This window comes from uncultured Blautia sp. (assembly GCF_902497045.1).
GTDB lineage: Bacteria > Bacillota > Clostridia > Lachnospirales > Lachnospiraceae > Blautia_A.
On the sequence record NZ_CABVDF010000004.1, the window covers coordinates 1 to 18,479 of the forward strand.

Genomic DNA, 18,479 nt, shown 5'->3' on the forward strand with positions numbered 1-18,479 from the left:
TGCATAGGCAGTGATATCTTTGAGATGAATGTGTCAACCAATATTGACAATATCAGATTTTTCGGTTTATCTGTTAGAATTTTAAATGGTTTCCGGATAGGCATATCCGGTTCTCCATCAAATTCATTTCCGACTGCAGAGTGCAGATGAGGAATTTCAAAGTCACCAAGTTCTACATCTTTCCACAACTTTCCATACTGATCTTGATATACTGGGCGAGCCCATTCATCCGTACCAATATAATGAAGAAGACGAGTGGGTTCTTCCGGAATAAGAATCAGTTCATTCGGGGACATGATTACTTCATCTAAAGCAAGCGCATCCAGTTTTTTGGACATATTGTAGAGGGAAGAGAATCGTTCCTCTAGCTTCTGAACTTGTACGTCAGACTCAGGATAATCAAAACAGCAGTGAATATCAGGTGTCAGATTGTCGGTTTCTTTATCTTCACCAGTATGAATTTCCAAAATGATACCTTCTAATCCTGCATAATCGCTGTCATCGCTTGTCCGCACACGTTGTCCGGGCTTGAGGATGACATTACCCCATTTTAATTCAGTCGTTGTATTCTTCATGATACCATTCCTTTCTTGCATGGAATCGGCATTTGCAAAAGAGGCACAGGATAAATCCATGCCCCCTTATAAGTAACGTTTTATCCGTGCCAATTCTCATAGATTCATAATTTTCCAGTAATTCATTTCTATTGTTCATAGTAATCCTTCGAAATAAAAAAGAGACCACTCAAAAGCAGTCTCTTCGTAAACATAAATTTAATTAAATTTGTATTGCTCCAGTAAATAAATAGGCAATGTTTCTGTTTTACCGTCTATACCACCTTTGGTTGCTCCCTTTAAATAAAGAAGCTTATCTGCTTTTCCTTGAGCCAGAGCTTTCTGGGCAGTAGAAGCAGTACCTTTTCCAGCTTTGACTTCTATTAAATAGCGGGTGGAAGAGGATAGGCTTTGTGCTACAAAGTCAATTTCTCCGCCACGGTAGGTAGCAAAAGCAGGGGTTTCAAAGGAAATTTCCTGTGGAAAATCTTGGCGTTTCTTCAGGTTGATATAGACATAATTTTCATTTAATGTGCCTGCAAGTACACGGGAATCGGTACCGGTACGTGTTAGATAATAGTTTGCCAGCCCCATATCCATGAAGTAGCAGCGGCTTGCGGACTTAAAATCCAGAATATCCATTTCTGTTATTTTGGCACAGAATCCGATGATTCCGGAAAAGTACAGCCAGCTAATGGCACGGTTGCAGGTAGCCTTTGAAATATTGCTGGAGTAGTCTTTGGTTACCAGTTTTTGCAATTCTTCACTGATGCTGTCTTCTGAAAATCCTTTCTTTTCACGATTTAAAATACGGCAGATGGAAAAGAAAATATGGGTAAACACTTTGGTATCCAAAATATCCGTAAAATAGCGAATGGATTCATTGGTAAAGGTATCAATGATTTTTACGAGTTCGCCTTGAGCTTTTACGATGTTCCGGTTTTCCAGATAGTTTTCGACCACTTTGGGATAGCCACCAATCTGGCAGTACAGCTCATAGGTTTCCTTTAAGCGATCATAGACCTCTGCCCTAGAAGGAACAAAAGGTATTTTTTTATAATCTTCATACAGGTTTTGGTCATAGGCCATCAAAAATTCCTCAAAAGAAAGTGTGTAGATAGTAAGCTTTGTGACATCACCACTGGAATAACGAAATTCTGGATCATAAATCCGTCCAAGATAGCTTCCAGTGATGATGAAATGGGCTTTAAAGTGACGTGTAAACTCCCGGATACGGTTATAAATTTCGGAAGACTCCTGGATTTCGTCAATAATGATGACGGTATCTTCAGAATCAATAAAGTCCGGTTCATATAACTGGAAGGCATCGTGGAGAGGATGCTCCCGCCGTTTTGTTCCAGGTGTCCAGTCGGTTGCCTGTTTATAACATTCCATAAACTGTTTACCGCTTAATTCAAACAGGTTAATATAAATTTTGTGTTTGTAGTTTTCGTCAGCGAATTTCTGTATCAGGTAGGTTTTTCCAACCTGACGGGCTCCACCGACTTCCAGGGTACTATGACCTCCTTCATTTTTCCAATCCAGAAGACGGTCATAGACAAAACGCTTCAGATACATAAGCACAAATCCTTTCTTTAAAATCTATCTTTCATTATAGCAAAATATTTGCAGTTCATACAGTGCCAAATTGGATAAATTATGTTTTAACATTCAAATTGAAGCTTTGCACGTATATCCATAAGAATTTTGCCCAGATGATTTTCGCCATGACCATTTACAGAACCCCAAAAGTAATCTCCCCAGTTGTTTCCTTCAACAAGGTGACAATTACCAGTAGCAAGTAATGCTTTATATAGGGTAGGATTCTGCATGAATTTGCACATACAAATTTCATACATGTACATAAGCTTTACACTTTCCCAGTCTGAACGTAGCTGCACTTCTCTTCCCAGTTTTTTTGCATCTTTTGGATTCCTTAATTTGGTAAATTGAAGCTGCTCTTTAGGGGAAATAGTCTTTTGTGCCTGGAAAGCAGCCTCATTATTTGCATACCAGTAGCCCCGGTAATATATCCGGGAAGGATAGAAGTTACTAAGAAAAGCGTATGCTCCATGAAAGTGGTCAATTGTTTGCTGGTAATGATTCGAATAGGTATTAATATACATGTAATCCCTTCTTTCTTATACAAAAAAGGAACCGCTTATGGTAAGCAGTTCCTTCTTAAACATATTTTTTTGTTTGTTATTTGTTTATTTGTGCTTCTTGTTGTTCTTCGTAATAGCGGTCTGCAATATAGCCAGCAGATTCCGCCCAAAGAGTATTTTCTGTATTTTGCAAGGCTTTGTAAGTTTTTGAGTGATAAAATTTGCCCATGGCATCCGGAAAGGAAAGATTACTCTTTTCCATAATAATATCGACAACATCCCGGATCTGAATATACAGATTCATTGAAATATCTTTTCCGTTAAAAAAATATTTACCTTCCATGTTTTACACATCCTTTCGAGATTCCAATACCAGATGTTCAAGAGCAAGTGGGGTGTGAAAGGAAACCTGATTATTAACCTTATTATACCGAAGCCTTGTAACCGCTTCATCCACGCTCAAGATACCGGACAAATAAAGTTGTACAGTTTCCATGGTATTATCATCCGCAACAGGCCCAATTACAACATCATAGTGATGCTGGATACCGCCGACAGTACGGTTGAGTTTGACAAACTCCAACCATTCCTTGTCCAAGGTGGCAAAATGTTTGATTTTTAGTTCCCCGGATTGCTGGAAGATATACCGATACACATATTTGCCGCCAGTATGAGTACGCAAGTACAGGCGGTTCGCCCATTCATTTGCCTGCTGTTCGAGAACTGTGCAATAAAATCCACGACCAAAATCACGACGGTTATGTGATTTGTTCAAATCGATTTTATCAAATGCAATATTGGAGCCATGGAAAAGAACAAGCGTGGGCGTATCTTCTTCTATAATATCTTCTACGTATTGAAAAGTATCATGAATATCTAATTGGTGCAACGTTTCGTGTTGTACCAGTATTTTTTCAAATACTTGATGTTTGTAGAAAATATTAAAGGCATCGTCTTCCGATAGTTGGTGCTTTTTAGCATAATATTCCAGTGCTTCAATTGATAGCATCTCTATATCTGATTGAATACTCATATACGTTATCCCTCCATTTGCTTTCATTATATCAAAAAAGAAGGTGCTTTCCAACGGTAAAATAATTATAAATAAAAAGTCGCAAAAGATGTTTGAAATGGGGCATTCACCCCATTTCACTATCCCCATACTTCGCCCATGATTTCCACAAGAAAATCATCTAATGGAAAATCGGGAGGAAGTAATTCACCAAACGTTTCTTGAATTTCTTGGATAACTTCCGTATAAGAAGAATACGCCTGTGAAAATAAGTGGGAAGAATTTTTAAGTTCAATGATATAAAATTCTTCTCCTGGATTTAAGTCCAGTTCTTCCTGATCTTTGATCCTCCATACCGTCATAGACTCGGCAGTGCCATAACGACAGCCATCAAGTTTCTCACAAAGATATTCCTGAAAGGCTAAGAGTGATTCTGGATCAGAGAACTCTTTGTATAAATCAGGAAAAACTTCCTCTGTATATCGAAGGATAAGATTAGCAGCCTCTTCTGTAATAAGAAATCCATAGATATGAAAAACGGATGTAATGATACTCATAGATTTCTCCTTACGCAATCATTTCAAGAAACTCATCTTCAGATAAAATCTTAATGCCGAGAGACTGGGCTTTTGCTAATTTACTTCCAGCTTTTTCCCCACAAATCAGATAATCTGTCTTTTTTGTGACAGAACTGCCGGCTTTTGCTCCAAGCTCAATGATCTTGGAGTTGATTTCATCCCTTGTAAAATGAGCAAGTTTTCCTGTTGCAACGATAGTACATCCTGTAAATACATTTTCTTTCATCATAGTGTTCATTTCCTTTCTTTCTTCAAATATAAGTTCTTTTTGGAGTTCGTGCCAGAGAATTAGATTGTTTTCATCAGAGAACCAGTCATGGATATTCTGATTCAGAGTATCACCAAAGTCATCTAACTGGGTGAAATCATAGTCACCAGAGGCAGCGTCAAAAAATTCCTGCAGACTGCCGTGGAATACTGTATCCAAAATCCTGCTTTTGGTTCGTCCGACCATAGGAATATCCATGGAAACCAGGAATCGGACAAAGGTAGTATTCCGGCTGGAAGTAATGGAATTCCATAATCTTTCAAAGGATTTTTTACCGAAACCTTCCAACTGTAAGATTTCTTCCTGATGTTCATTTAGATGGTAAATATCCGGAAATGTCTGGAGATAACCCAAAGTCAGGAATTTTTCCAAGGTAGTTTCGGAGAGTCCCTCGATGTTCATTGCTTTTTTTCCAACGAAATGTGTAAAGCGTTTTCGGATCTGGCTATCACAGTTGGGATTGTCACAATGCACTGTTTCAATGAGACGCCCATCATTTCCTTTTCTTTGATAGATACGAGTCTGAGAACCACAGCATGGACATGCAGGAGGAACTGCATTTACATAATGACCACGTTCCATGTTTTCCTCAATATGAGGAATGATCATATTGCGTTTTGATACAGAAATTCTACAACCTGGCACCAATTCTAATTCTTTGATAAAGGTCAGATTGTGCAGGGTTGCTCTGGAAACAGAGCATCCGTCAATTTCCACAGAGTCAAAAACTCCCACAGGTGCAATTTCTCCGAAACGGGTGGGTGTCCATTCTATATTGCGAAGAGTGGTTTCGTAAGTTTCGTCTTCAAACTTAAAAGCCAGTCCATCTTTATAATGATGTCCGGTACGCCCACAGCTTTTGGAATAGTCCAGACTGTCGAAAATCATTACAATTCCGTCAATAGGCAGATGTTTTTTGCCTGCCAGAACAGTCAGATTTTCAATATACTGGTTTACAAGATCCAAGGTTAAAGGCTGGGTTGCAACAATATAAGGACAAGGCTGGAAGCCATAGTCAAACAGGCTGGAAACCTTTATAGATCTGCTGTCTGGAAAGAGAAATGGAGAGTCCAGACCTTCCAGAACATTAAAAGGCATAAAGTGCAGACAGCGCCCTGCACAATTTGCCGGATCAAGACTTCGCACAGAGCCAGAAGCCAGATTTCGCCCATTTTTGTAAGGTTCTCCTTTTCCATCTCGGAGGGTTTCTTTTAAACGCTCAAAGTCATTGGTTGGGATGAAGGATTCTCCAACAATCACCAGCCGGCCTTTATATGGAATTGAGAGAGGGACATCAACGTATGCAGGGATGTTATGGGTGATAAGTTCCCCAATTTCTCCGTCGCCACGCGTGGAAGCCTCTACAAGTGTTCCATTTTCGTAGACCAATTTAGTCGTTAATCCGTCCAACTTCAGCATAAACAGAACTGGCTGCTTACCGGCAAAACTTATCAAGTCCTGTACCTGCTTTGTCTTATCTAAAGAGAGCAAAGGAACCGGATGCTTTACTTTGGGAAGTTCACTGATGGGAGTATAGCCTACGGTTTGTGTCGGTGAATTGGATAAGACAAAGCCTGTCTGCTTTTCTAATTCCACTAATTCATCGAAGATTCGGTCATATTCCGCATCACTGATATTCGGACTGTTCTCATTATAATAAGCGTTACGCTGTAAATTCAGATAGTCCACCAGTTGTTTGATTTTTTCCACGTTTGATAATTCATTAGAGTGGTTCATTTTATTCTTGTCTCCTTTTTTATGGTATAGTTGTAATTCTTATCTGTTCCGGTTTTTCTTCCTCCTTTCTTTGCGTTCAGGCATAAAAAAAGAGAATGACACGGATGTTCATTCTCTAATGCGTGCAGTTTCCTGCAAAATAAAAAAAGCCAGAAGTCCCTGCTAGTAGCGTGGTATACTTCTGACACTTTTACAAACCTAAACTGCGTGCGTATATCCTTTCCGGATGACACAAATAATAATTACATAGTAAGTGTAACACTATATGTAGTATGTGTCAATATAAAAACGCTATATATTGTTTATCCTGAGAGAAAAATTACTATATATAGAGGAAGCATGGATATGGAAAATATTATCTCTTGATTTCAGAACGTATGTTCTATATAATGAGATATAAAGGAGGGGAACGTGAGTTTGGGAAACGTGATTTTTCATATAGATGTAAATTCTGCCTTTTTGTCCTGGGAAGCGGTATATCGGCTGCATCATTTGGGATGGAAAGGCGATTTAAGAGAACAGGTGTCAGCGGTAGGTGGGGATATGGCGATGCGTCATGGAATCATTTTGGCAAAATCCATTCCAGCAAAGAAATATCGGATACAGGCAGGTGAATCAATCTTGGAAGCAAAACAGAAATGTCCAAATCTTATCTTAGTGCCTCCGAATTATGGACTGTATGAGAGGTGTTCCAAAGCTTTTATGGGAATTTTGCAAGAGTATTCTCCCGCAGTGGAACAATACTCGATAGATGAGGCGTTTGTAGATATGACTGGAACGGAATTGCTTTGGGGGACACCAGTGGAAGCAGCGGAGAAGATGCGGAGACAGATTAAGGAACGGCTTGGATTTACAGTGAATATCGGTATTTCAGAGAATAAACTGTTAGCTAAGATGGCAAGTGATTTTCAGAAGCCCGACAGAGTGCACACGCTATGGAAGTCTGAGTTACAGAAAAAGATGTGGCCATTGCCGGTAAGCGACTTGTTTTTTGTAGGACGGGCAACAACAAAGACACTTTTCAAGTTGGGAATTCGTACCATAGGAGATTTGGCAAAGAGTGATCCGAGTTACTTAAAAAAACATTTGAAGAAACATGGGGAAGTTGTCTGGGGGTTTGCAAATGGGATTGATGTGTCTGTAGTTCAGTCTGCCCCGCCTGCCAATAAGGGATACGGCAATTCTACAACGATTCCTTTTGATGTGACAGATGCATCTACAGCAAAATTGGTGCTGTTGGCTTTGGCAGAGACAGTAGGAAGCAGACTTCGTGGAGCAGGAGTCAGGGCAGAAGTGATTGCAGTAGGGATCAAGAATTATGATCTCAGTTATGCCAGTCACCAGATGACGCTTCAGAATGCAACCAATATTACGAAAGAGATTCATCAGTGTGCCTGCCAGTTATTTGACCAGCTCTGGGATGGGACACCCATCCGGCATTTGGGAATCCATACCAGCCGCATCAAGGATCAGGTGAATATGAGGCAATTGGATCTATTTGATACGAATGATTATGAGAAGCTGGAAAAAATGGATGAAACGATAGATCAGATCAGAAAACGGTATGGGAATGACTCGGTAATACGTGCGGCTTTTTTAGGTGGGTGTATTGATCACATGAGTGGTGGCATTTCACGGGAAAAACGTTCTGTGGACTATGAGAAATTAAAGACAGAATAGCGGGAAGGGGGAAGAAACGGTGGCATTTGGAATCGGAATAAATACAGAGCATACAGAGCAGGAGGCTTTATCCGGAACCTATCATGAGGTGGCAGTCCAGTGCTGGTTCACAGCTACCGGAAAATCTTTGCCGTTGATGTTGAAGGTAAAAGGGGAGGATGAAGAGATTATCCAGATCAATCATATTCAGGTTCTGACTGTAGAAAAACAGTGGTATGCGGGGATTGTGAACTGGAAGTATAGATGTCAGGCGGTACTTTTGGGAAAACAAATCAATTTTGTGCTTCTATTTTGTCCGGAGGATTGTGCATGGAAACTGGTTGTATAAGATACCCAGGATGAAGTAAAATATGAATGAAGGAGGACAGAAAATGTGCGGAAGATATTATGTGGATGATGAAACTTCACGGGAGATTGAGAAGATTGTAAAGAAACTGGACCAGCGTTTAAAGATAGAGCATGGACAGGACATCCACCCGTCTGAATCTGCAGTTATACTTACAAAGGAGTGTAGGGAAGTGGCTGCGAGGCAGATGCAGTGGGGCTTTCCGGGGTTCCAGGGAAAGGGGCTGCTTATCAATGCAAGGGCAGAGGCGATACTGGACAAGAAGACCTTTCGAGAAAGTGTGCTACATCGCAGATGTGTGATTCCCGCCCGTCATTTTTACGAATGGAATAAAAACAAAGAAAAATATACTTTTCAAAGCCAAAAGCAGGATACCATATTATTTATGGCAGGGTGTTATCAAATCTATAATGGTCAAAATCGTTTTGTTATTCTGACTACACAGGCAAATGCTTCCGTAGCACCGGTGCATGAACGGATGCCATTGCTTTTGGAACGACAAGAACTGGAAGATTGGATTATGGAGGATGCAGCGGTAGAATTTATTCTTGCTAAGAATCCCATACTGTTGAATCGGACAGCAGAATATGAACAACTGAAATTATTTTCATAAGAAGAGCCGCATAGTGCGGCTCAGATAATTTTGTAACATTTCATTTTTGGTGATTGTAAACATAGAAAAGAGTTATATATGATAATCAACACAGGCTAATACGGTATCTTCTGATAAACCATCAATATATCCGTCAATTTCTTCAGACCAATCAGAACTTTCTTTCCCAATCACAATATCATCACGGGATCTCCACATGGATTCATCAATGATGTCATGAAGTGGGAGTGGATATTTTACTTTTGGGGAAATGGTATTCTTTTTTAGATAGGAAGAAAGAGACTGCCCTTTTTGATAGACATACTCACCATATACGGAAATACCAATATCGTTCATTTTTCCGTAGAAATCTTTTTCACAGATTCCTGTTTCAAAGATATGTTTTAGTTTTTGATAGTGTTCTTTTGCCGTATGTATTTCCCAGTCGTGCATACATTGCCAAGCAATGTCTTTTTTTCGTGCCGCTGAAACCCACATATAACCATCTGGTGCCGGGCATGTCTTATCTGCTATAGCCCAGCTTGGTTCACCAAGAACATAATCTTTACAGGTGGTTTTCACTAAAAGCATATCTGCCCATCGGCCTCCGATTGAGTACCAGTCCCACATAGCATTTGGATTGCAAAAATAGCCATATTTTTGTACTTCTTCATTAAATGGAATCCATCCATCATCGGCAAATGATTGGAAATCAGGATACAGTTTTTTGTTAGGATAACAGAGCATTGCCCGCATCCTTTTTGCACGCTTGGTACGTTTTATGTGATGCAATGGTCCTGCATCACGTTGAAAAACTTTTCCTTGCTGCAGGATATATTTTTTAAAGAAAGAGGGATGATTTTCCGTTACCAAAGTACCATTTGGTAATCGGATGCAATCTGTCGTCCCCTTTTCATAATCATACTCCAGCTCTTGTGTATGGTCGATAAATTCTAGATAGCGTTGATCCGTTGTAGTTTCGCTGTATGGTTCCATAATGTCATTGATGCATGATGTGACCTCTCTGGAAAAAGTGGTTTTTAAGCTGCGTAATTTCCCTAACATAAGTTCACGCAAAATATGGTTTTGCACTTCCTTCTCTTTTTCTATTTGTTCTTCAATCTCTTTATTTGTATTCTCGTCTTCGATAATCTCTGGGATTTCCAGCGTTACTAATGATAAAAAATGCATAAAATCGTCCTTTCTATCAAAGAAGGGAAACCCATAAAAAGTTTCCCTTTTTGACATAAAAATTTTTGAATTTAGAATCCATTGTTTATTTGTTCTGTTGCTGCAGGCATAGGAGGACTGGATTTTACATAGATTAATAGTTTCCCATGCAGATCCAAATCCTGTTTACTCCATTGCCCATTCTCATAAACCTTTTGGGTAATTGTATTGTAGATAATTGGCGTATCCTCTACACGTTGCATATCAACGACAAGGCAATCCTGAAGGGCAATATATGGATATAAAGCATCTTCAATATATGTCCTTAATTTTAATGCCTGCCTGTGCAGTAGTTCCACATCATACAGTTTTGATAAGGTATAGCTCATTTCTTTGAGCATCCCAGATGTTGTAATGGCCTGTTGGATAACAGAAATCTGCTCTTCCAGAGATACATCTGGATTTATCATAAGCTTTGATAATGTAATTTCTTTTACAAAAGCTGTTGCTGTATCACCAATTTGCTTTTTTAGGGTTTCATAAGGAACCCGATACTGTGTCTGTAAAATTTCAAGTGGAACGTATTCCCGGTTTCTCTTTAAAGTTGAAAGCAATTCACAAAGCCTGCTTCCCAATTCATATATGTTATTCAAGCACACATCACTTCCGATACGGTCTCTGGTGTATGAACCAAATGGTAAATGGTATTTTCTGTTTCGAAAACGATACTGTCACTTGATACCTCCAAAATCGTTAGGATAGGAGATGTTAGAATAGAGAAACCATTGACCCCGGAAATAATAGCACGTTCCCCAACCCGTAGCGGAGAATAAAACCATCCAGAGAGTGTCGTTATTTGTTTATCTTTCACATGGTGCTTTCGATTTGTCATAGTGTTCACACTCCTTTTGTAGCGTCATAGAAAATCTGTTTTTCATGGCTCGTTTTTATGTAACCGAGTAACTCAAACGAAAATATCCTTTCGATACAGGTATATATTCGTCTGGGTGTTCATATAAAGTGGCACGGATACGTTCCTGATAATGCGGATTCTTTTTCACTTTTGGGTGTTCCTTTAATAAATCGTACAGGTCTTTTAAAGCCCCTCTTCCTCCAATACTCTCCATTGTCAGCCGGATTAGATGATGCCAAGTCAGTGCAAGAATATCTGTATTTTGTACAGAAAACACACCTTCTTGTCGGATGCTGAAGGGGATAATGAAAGAATCCGCTTTTTTCAGCAACAGAGCATATTCTGTCACAATGGGAATGAAAGGCTTTTTGTACGTCCGATTGTCGGAAACACAATTAAACTGGCCCTTTACCAGAAAGGATTCAAAATCACCCATCCGCATTAAATCATGCTGCATACTATAGAATTTACCATGGAGCCGCATATCGCCTACCAGTATGGCAAGCCTGCCACCTTTCCGAAGTGCCAGGAAAAATTTCCGGATACAGTGATTTAGTTTTTCTAGAAAATCCGAATAGTTTTCACAGCGGGATAGGTCGTCCGGGTGAGGGTTTCCCCAGATATTTCCGGAATACTGGATCATATTATGGTAAGGTGGATGGAAAAAGATGAGATCAGCGGAATCCTCCACTTCATCTTTTAGGGCATTCCAGTTACCTTTTCCATAAGCAGGTGCCGGATTTAGATCATAGAGCAGGGAACGTACCTGATAACGGTCAGCCGCCGCCTTTGAAGTCCCAGAGCCACTCATAGGATCTAAGAGGGTAAAGGTGCTGGTATCTTTTCCGTAATACCGCTTATCGTCCAGGCAATAGCGTAGAAGTGCTGCAACCACTTCGGGGGAGCAGTTACCACGCCACTGGCTGTTACCGCCTTCTCCCCGTTCTGGGTATGCCATGAAAGAAGTCAGTTCCTTTCCTACACGTTTTCGCAATCCTTCCGTTCCAAGCATGTCAGCGACAGTACGCCATTGGGAACCAAATTCAGCTTCTAATAATTGTGCTGCCCGATGCAGCATTAAGTCATTCATTTTATATCACCGTCCTTTCATAATTTTGTTGGAGATAGCGGGAAATCGCCGCCGCAGTCATTTTGGCACAGCCTAGATCCATTTCGCTGAAAGGCTGTTGATTTTTTGCACATAGTAAAAGTCCCAGGGCTTCCCCCAATTCGTCTTTTTTAGAAATAGGGAAAAAGGCTGATATGGGATATTTTCCTGTCATAGTAGGGTATATGCGTTCCTTTTCAGAGAATAATTTCATCTTTCCCTGTTGCAGAAGCCTTTGAATACTTTCTGTTACAGGCATATTAAGTGCTGTATGATAATTCTTGGAAGCAATGATTTTGGAATGATTACATAACAGGATCCGGCAAGGGACATTACTATGTAAAATATCCAGAAAACTGTCTAACCGGATATCCATAGGGATATGGGAGTCGCATTTACGAAGACAGATGTTGCGTGTGTCAGCTTCCAGCATCAATACATCGCCTGTATGAAGCTGTAGGGCTTTTCTTACTTTGGCAGGAATAATGATCCGCCCTTGTTGGTCAATATTTAGTGTTGTGGCATAATCCATAGAAATCTCCTTTCCTTTATAAAAAGAAGCAGTCTTTTCGGCTGCTTCTTTGTTGAAATTCTTTAAGCGACATACATACCATTCAGATATTGCTCTTGTGGCTGTCCCTGTATATAGGAAGTCATTTCATCTGGCTGTGGCTGTATATTTTGTGCCATTCTTGCTTCCTGTTGCTTTTTAAATTGTTGTTTGCCGTTTTGAATCAGGAAGGATGCAACGTAGTTTTCCCAATTTACGATATAGGAATCAGCACGTTTTAACAGCATATAAAAATCCATATCTGTCAATTGTATAAAAGCACTTTTTTCAGAGATAAAACTTTGAGCCTGCATATAAGTGCCGCCGTTATGATTCTTTTTTTTGATACCTTTTCCGTTATTAATTTGAATTCTCCATGGGCTGGTCAGTATTTCCTGCTGGTTGTTATATACGTGGCGGGAAATAAAAAACTGTTGTGCAGTAGAATAGCCATTACCATCCGGCACACCAAATATTTTACTTTGTGACCATTCAAATTCAGGAAAGCCAGCGGTAACTCTGGACAGCAGAAATTGAATTTGTTCGGGTGCCAGATGAAAACGGGTGATAATATTTTTATCACCGGTACCACTAGAGTAATCCTGTATGGAGATTCCAATAAGGGAGTGAACTTTATGACCATTTTCTTCAAATTCTCCTTTTGCATGAAGCTGTGCATAGCTGTTATAACTTGTGTAGCGGAGGCGGTCATACAGTGCAATTAATTTTTTACTGGTCTGTACTTTGCATATCTGATCTGTAATTGAGTTTTGATAATTTTCACTCATGTATGTTTTCCTTCTTTCTATTTCAAATATTGTTTTACAAGCTGTGTCATATTTTTGGGTAAATCTTCTAATTTGGTAATATCTAAAAAAACATCCTGATAGATTCTGCGGATGTTTTCTTTGTCATCACCAATTGCTGCAGCAAAGATTACAATGCCACGTTTACGATATTCATTCTTGATGCCACGAAGATCTGCTTCTGCTTCCGTACCACTGTACCCACAATCTGCGGGCTGTCCGTCAGAGATTATGATGAGGAGTTTTTGTGATTCTGGACGCTTTGCCAGGTGTTCCGCAACATAACGAAGTGCAGCTCCATCCCGGTTGCCATTACGGGCAGACATATCCATCAGCCGGTAACGGTCAGAGGCATCCAGAGAATCAAATTCAGCATAGGAATACAAAGCAACACCCTTGGAATCTGTAGAATGCCCATAAATGGTAATAGGAATTCCAAGGCTCGTACAGAAATCATATAGTACGATTGCAGTTTTCCGGGCATGGGTAATACGATCTCCCCAGCCCATAGAACCACTTTCATCAACCAAAAGTCCCACGGAAAGTTTTTGTTCTTCATCCGGAAGCCTGGTTCTGGTAAAGATACCGCCGTCCTTTCGGTGTAAAGCCCGCATATCCAGCCTTTTACCAAATAACAGGTTTTTTTGTTTCCCGCCTTCTGCTTCTTCTTTTAATAAAGGAAGAATGGAGCTTTGCAGCCGTTTGGAGGTCCGCAAAAGAGGGGAAGCAACTGTTTGATAAGATTTGATAAAAAAGTCGGAAACTGGATTGATGCGGTGGATTGTTACATGGATGCCTGCATGGGCATTTCCATAATGTATTTCATCCGCCGATTTTTGCAAGTATTCTGTTAATTCCTGTTCATAATCATTTTGGGCTTTTTCCGTAGCAACATCATTTAGGATGCGTGCAAGATCATTCGCTGCATTTTCATAACCGGAACCGACATACTGTGATGCGTATGTGATTCCTGGATTATTTCCATCTAATATTGCTGTAGTCTTAGCAAGATCAATTCTGCCTCCTTCTTCCTGCAGTACTTTTTCTGCCTGGTTAATCGCATCTTGCCTGTAATTCGGATCAAGACCAGATAAGTCACAGGTTATAGGAGTTTTTGATTTTTCTGTAGGACCTGGAATGTTTTTGGGGATTCCTCCGTTTTTACCAGTTGGAAGAGGAGATCCGCTACCTGATTCTTTCCGCAGCAGATTTTCCAGAGCGTCGCTAACTTGGGTACTATCCTGCTTTTTTAAAGACTCTCTGGTTTGCTCTACTATAGGCTGAATATAGTTCCAACAAAGTACTAAAAGATAGTTGGAAGCACGGAAGCGTTCTTTCCCCTGTGTGGCAATTAAGGCATCGTCAATATAATCCATACAGTCTGAAAGTGTGTCTGTGTATTCTCCAGAATAATTCGTGCGGTTATTTATATTACCAGTCCGGCAATAAGACAAAATTAAATTACTCATGATGGAAAACGGCTGATAGCCACAATCAATTTGTTCCTGTATAGAAGGAATCAATTCAGACATCCGCAGGTTATTGATCTGTATTCCCTGCTTGAAAGTTCCGGGATATTCTTCACACATCCGGGCTTCAATGTAGATGTCCTCCAGTATATTATTAAACTGTGCAGCACAGCGGGATAGCGTCAGACACGTTGCGTTATCTTTTTCCTCCATGGCATCTAAGATGTCCTGCAGATTTGCCTTGTATCCAGAAGGCAGATTGTCTGGTGCTTCTGGATAGAAGGAACCATTTTCCATATTGGCCAGATAAAGCTGTAGTGATGCAAAATCAGAGTAACGCAGATGTCCGATTTCATGTCCGGTCAATCCTGTCAGGCTTTGTGAACGTAGAAATCGGGAAGGAAAGCTTTGGGTTATCGGGTTTGCAGCGTTACAGTGAATTCTATAATTATCTGTATAAGCGATGTCTGCATTTTCAGAACTGTCCCATTCCATAAGAACCTGAAGTCCATAGCGAGAACGGCCAGTAGCCGCTTTCGCCAGAGATGTTTGGTATTTTTGGAAAGCCGATGAAAGAAAGAGTTCTTCATCAGTGATTTTTGACTCCGTATCCCGGATCATTCTTTTTAAAGCTTTTTGAGTGTTATTCAATTTCTTCACCTTTCTTTCTTTTTCATATTTTGGGTTAGGAGATCTTCCATTGTACAGCCGTAATACTGGGCTAACCGAAAGACGGCGTAAGCAGATGGAAGCGTATGCCCATTTTCATAGTTCATAATTGTTTTTTCCGGTAGATGCAGAAGTCTTGCTACGGCTTTCTGAGAGAGTTTCGTCTGCTTGGATTTTCTTAAATAAACGAGATTTTCTGCCAGAGTTTTGCGTAGTTCGGCTTCGGTATAAAAGGTGTTCCTCAATAGTGTGTTATGATGCAAGAACTGTATCCAAGCAAGAACCTTCAATTTCGATACGGCTTTCAGAATCGGCAGTGACGGAAGATAAAATGGTATAATGAGCAGCTTCCTGTATATCGCCACATACCATAAAAGACTGAACCCAGGCTATTAATTCCCGGACTCCACAGCAGCCATCTGTTATCAGGTTATCCTGACAATACTGTGCGATGGAACGTACAATCTGTGTCATGGTACGTACTGATTTTTTATCGGAACATCCGGTAATAGCAAGAACACGCTCTACCATGGTCTCTTCATCCGGTTCATCCATATCTATGACCATATTCATCCTTGAAATGACAGACTGGTTCATGGGACGACAGCCGGCATAGTCATGATTAGTTGTGACTACAATGGTAGTATCCGGATGCCGATGGATGACTTCCCCGTTTGGCAGAAATACGCTGTTACAACGGTCCAACAGGGAATTAAGCCCTACCAGTACACCAGGATTGGCAATCACCGTAGGCTCCTGTATTTCTACCAGATAGCCGTTTCGGATGGCTTCAACCAGTGGTGTATCCACATAGCGGAACTGTTGGCTGCTGGAGGTAGCAGCTTGTTTCTGCTTCATTTCCTCAGATATATGATGGATCAATTCTTCATAAACTGTATTTTCTGATACCTTTTCATCATAAGTACCCGTTAATTTTTCATAGGCAGTAGCCGGATCGAGGGTAATGTCTTGAAAGGAGGGAAGTTCCCCTACCAAAGAAAGCTGTTTTTCATCTACATCAGGTAAAATCTGTCCAAGAAGGTCAAAAATTTCTGTATTTGCCGAGCAGGTGATGCATCGGTAAGGCAGGTGAAGTCCTGCAGCAATAGCTTTGGCACCTTCGGTCTTCCCCGTTCCAGCAGGCCCACGGAGCATAAAATTCCGCATAGGATGCTTGCTGTCAGTTGTTAATTTGGCATGTTCGCATATTCTTTGGATTTCTTTTGGGATTACATACCAATCTTCGAGAATAGGAACGGTTGATTCTTCTTGGGGAGTTAATGTCCGAGAATTGGACAGGATGTATTTATCGACAAAATCTTCTTTGGGAATTGAAACGGCGGAAGCAGTATAGTGATGTCCACCTTTTAATACCTGAAAGGCACCCTGGATAATTTCCGTTGGTGCATAAACACCTTTTTGGATGTTCAGTGGTGTAAGTCTTTGGAGCACGCCATTTGCAGGAGTGTCAACTTTGATGTTCCCGATAGGAAGGGAATCACCATAACGGATCCTGCGGTACACGTTATCACAAAGAACCGCAGCCGTTTCTGCAGCTTTGGGCAGGTCAGGAAAACCGTCATCACGGTGTTGCTTTAATTCCTGATATTTTTCATTGAATTCGTCATCAGAAAGAAACGTAGGCATTAAAGCAAAATAAAGAGCACTTCCGGAATCTTCATCTTTTTTAAACTGATATGGCTCTGGTTTACTGTCCAGATCCAAAGGTTTTTCATATTTTCCGGCTATAAATTTCCCAGTCATACGGTTGTAGACCACTACATGCAGCAACCCGGTACGGCTTGGATATTCTGCGATTGTAAAATTGTTTGCTTGGCTTCCAATGGCTCCGAGTTCTTCCTCTGCTTTTCCAGCAGGTGGATTTTCCAAATCCATATAGGAAAAAACTGCCTGTAAAGTAGCAGAATGGAGAGTAGCTTGCTTTCTTGGCTGAATGCAGTATTTGGAAGAAATGCCTTTAAAAATGGCATCACGTCCGGAATAACAATCAAAAGGTTTTGGCAGTGGCCGTTCAAAAGCCCATTTTGGAAAAAAATTTACATTTGCCATAAGATTTCCTCCTATTCTTTCACCCAGGATAATTCGAGAGCATGATCCTTTTCTTTTGCAGTCAATTCATCTTTTTGGAAGATGGAAATGAGAACATCCCAATAGTTTCGTGGCGGGAAATAATCAAAGCAATCCTTGATTTCCGCTGTATCACCATTTTGGATGTAAATTTGTCCGTTTTCATTAATATAGAGTTTATGGTGTCCTTTTGCATGGAGCTGACCGATAAGGTTCTCAAGCTTTTTCTTGCCGATTAAAGAATACCATGATTCCGGATCAGCAGAAGGAACATCTTCCTCATCGGTAGCTGTGACAGCCTTTTTAAGGCTGGCAATGGTCAGCATTTGAAGTTCCAGATATCCATATTGGTTCATACGTGCTTCGGCAAAGTTGTAGTCCCCTGTATGAAAGGTTCTCAGGCGTATAGGATTTCCAGAAAGAAGGTACTTCATGGAAGGCTGTTTCTGGAATTCCCATGTCGCATCTGGAAATGCGGACTGTAGTTTGTCTGTAATTTGATAGCTGATTTGTCTCCAGAGCAATTCTTCTGTTTCAGAAACCGGCTCAGAGGATTTCAAAGAAGAACAAGAGCTTGTTTTGCCCTGGTCTTTGAGTCGGTTTAGAGTCAGCTTCTGGATTTTTGGAAGAAGTGTGGAAAGGAATAGCAGCAGGATACCAAGAATTCCAATGCCTGCGACTGCATTACGATTTCCATTTCCTGGTATAAATATCGTTGCAATTAATAAAACTATTGTGATGATACTTAGAACTTTAAGAAATTTTTTTTGTGTATTCATTTTGTTTCCTCCATGTTTGTTTAATAGAAAAAGGAATTGCAGCAGACCAGTAGAT

At 40.4% G+C, this 18,479-nt stretch carries 18 protein-coding genes and 1 pseudogene; 3 read left to right on the top strand and 16 right to left on the bottom strand.

Features of this window, described 5'->3' with window-relative positions:
• The 7 genes and pseudogenes from RDS42_RS00950 to ligA all read right to left on the bottom strand — a co-directional run.
• Window positions 1–635 (bottom strand): annotated as a pseudogene (locus tag RDS42_RS00950) (hypothetical protein); the annotation flags it as partial.
• Window positions 636–773: 138 nt separating this feature from the next.
• Window positions 774–2,132, bottom strand: coding sequence for an ATP-binding protein (locus RDS42_RS00955; protein WP_172538619.1), 1,359 nt, complete (start codon window positions 2,130–2,132; stop codon window positions 774–776).
• A gap of 86 nt (window positions 2,133–2,218) precedes the next feature.
• Window positions 2,219–2,680: an NADAR family protein gene (locus RDS42_RS00960; protein WP_308781954.1), complete on the bottom strand. Its 462-nt coding sequence runs from the start codon at window positions 2,678–2,680 to the stop codon at window positions 2,219–2,221.
• 76 nt (window positions 2,681–2,756) lie between these two features.
• On the bottom strand, window positions 2,757–3,002 hold the full coding sequence (locus tag RDS42_RS00965; RefSeq protein WP_308781955.1) for a hypothetical protein: 246 nt from the start codon (window positions 3,000–3,002) through the stop codon (window positions 2,757–2,759).
• 3 nt (window positions 3,003–3,005) lie between these two features.
• Window positions 3,006–3,692, bottom strand: coding sequence for a DUF3990 domain-containing protein (locus tag RDS42_RS00970; protein ID WP_308781956.1), 687 nt, complete (start codon window positions 3,690–3,692; stop codon window positions 3,006–3,008).
• Window positions 3,693–3,811: 119 nt separating this feature from the next.
• Window positions 3,812–4,228, bottom strand: a complete 417-nt coding sequence (locus tag RDS42_RS00975) for a hypothetical protein (protein WP_004223763.1) — start codon at window positions 4,226–4,228, stop codon at window positions 3,812–3,814.
• Between the two features lie 10 nt (window positions 4,229–4,238).
• A complete protein-coding gene (ligA, locus tag RDS42_RS00980) occupies window positions 4,239–6,254 on the bottom strand; it encodes an NAD-dependent DNA ligase LigA (protein ID WP_308781957.1) in 2,016 nt (671 codons plus the stop codon).
• Window positions 6,255–6,665: 411 nt separating this feature from the next.
• On the opposite strand from ligA, the gene RDS42_RS00985 reads away from it, so the two are divergent.
• From RDS42_RS00985 to RDS42_RS00995, 3 genes are read left to right on the top strand one after another with little or no spacing between them, the layout of a single operon-like run.
• Window positions 6,666–7,934: a DNA polymerase IV gene (locus RDS42_RS00985; protein ID WP_308781958.1), complete on the top strand. Its 1,269-nt coding sequence runs from the start codon at window positions 6,666–6,668 to the stop codon at window positions 7,932–7,934.
• A 19-nt stretch (window positions 7,935–7,953) separates the two neighbouring features.
• Window positions 7,954–8,262, top strand: coding sequence for a hypothetical protein (locus RDS42_RS00990; RefSeq protein ID WP_227209924.1), 309 nt, complete (start codon window positions 7,954–7,956; stop codon window positions 8,260–8,262).
• A gap of 43 nt (window positions 8,263–8,305) precedes the next feature.
• Window positions 8,306–8,893 carry an SOS response-associated peptidase family protein gene (locus tag RDS42_RS00995; RefSeq protein WP_308781959.1) on the top strand — a complete coding sequence of 196 codons (588 nt, stop codon included), beginning with the start codon at window positions 8,306–8,308 and terminating at the stop codon, window positions 8,891–8,893.
• Window positions 8,894–8,965: 72 nt separating this feature from the next.
• Here RDS42_RS00995 and RDS42_RS01000 read toward each other — a convergent pair whose 3' ends face one another.
• The 9 genes from RDS42_RS01000 to RDS42_RS01040 all read right to left on the bottom strand — a co-directional run bounded on the left by RDS42_RS01000 (window position 8,966) and on the right by RDS42_RS01040 (window position 18,424).
• Entirely contained in the window at window positions 8,966–10,063 is a 1,098-nt protein-coding gene (locus tag RDS42_RS01000) for a hypothetical protein (protein ID WP_227209925.1), read from the bottom strand.
• Window positions 10,064–10,134: 71 nt separating this feature from the next.
• Entirely contained in the window at window positions 10,135–10,695 is a 561-nt protein-coding gene (locus RDS42_RS01005) for a hypothetical protein (RefSeq protein ID WP_308781960.1), read from the bottom strand.
• A 294-nt stretch (window positions 10,696–10,989) separates the two neighbouring features.
• Window positions 10,990–12,045, bottom strand: coding sequence for an SAM-dependent methyltransferase (locus RDS42_RS01010; RefSeq protein WP_308781961.1), 1,056 nt, complete (start codon window positions 12,043–12,045; stop codon window positions 10,990–10,992).
• A 1-nt stretch (window position 12,046) separates the two neighbouring features.
• Entirely contained in the window at window positions 12,047–12,595 is a 549-nt protein-coding gene (locus RDS42_RS01015) for an AbrB/MazE/SpoVT family DNA-binding domain-containing protein (RefSeq protein ID WP_308781962.1), read from the bottom strand.
• 62 nt (window positions 12,596–12,657) lie between these two features.
• Window positions 12,658–13,401, bottom strand: a complete 744-nt coding sequence (locus RDS42_RS01020; RefSeq protein WP_308781963.1) for a hypothetical protein — start codon at window positions 13,399–13,401, stop codon at window positions 12,658–12,660.
• Between the two features lie 17 nt (window positions 13,402–13,418).
• The gene (locus RDS42_RS01025) at window positions 13,419–15,548 is read right to left on the bottom strand and encodes a nitric oxide reductase activation protein NorD (protein ID WP_308781964.1); all 2,130 of its coding nucleotides are present in this window, start codon (window positions 15,546–15,548) and stop codon (window positions 13,419–13,421) included.
• On the bottom strand, window positions 15,545–15,922 hold the full coding sequence (locus RDS42_RS01030) for a helix-turn-helix domain-containing protein (RefSeq protein WP_225084396.1): 378 nt from the start codon (window positions 15,920–15,922) through the stop codon (window positions 15,545–15,547). The genes RDS42_RS01025 and RDS42_RS01030 overlap by 4 nt, the downstream gene beginning before the upstream one ends.
• A complete protein-coding gene (locus RDS42_RS01035; protein ID WP_308781965.1) occupies window positions 15,810–17,627 on the bottom strand; it encodes an AAA family ATPase in 1,818 nt (605 codons plus the stop codon). Before RDS42_RS01035 ends, RDS42_RS01030 begins: the two co-directional genes overlap by 113 nt.
• Window positions 17,628–17,638: 11 nt before the next feature.
• Window positions 17,639–18,424 (bottom strand): hypothetical protein, encoded by a 786-nt coding sequence (locus RDS42_RS01040; RefSeq protein ID WP_308781966.1) that lies wholly within the window; start codon window positions 18,422–18,424, stop codon window positions 17,639–17,641.
• Between the last annotated feature and the right edge of the window lie 55 nt (window positions 18,425–18,479).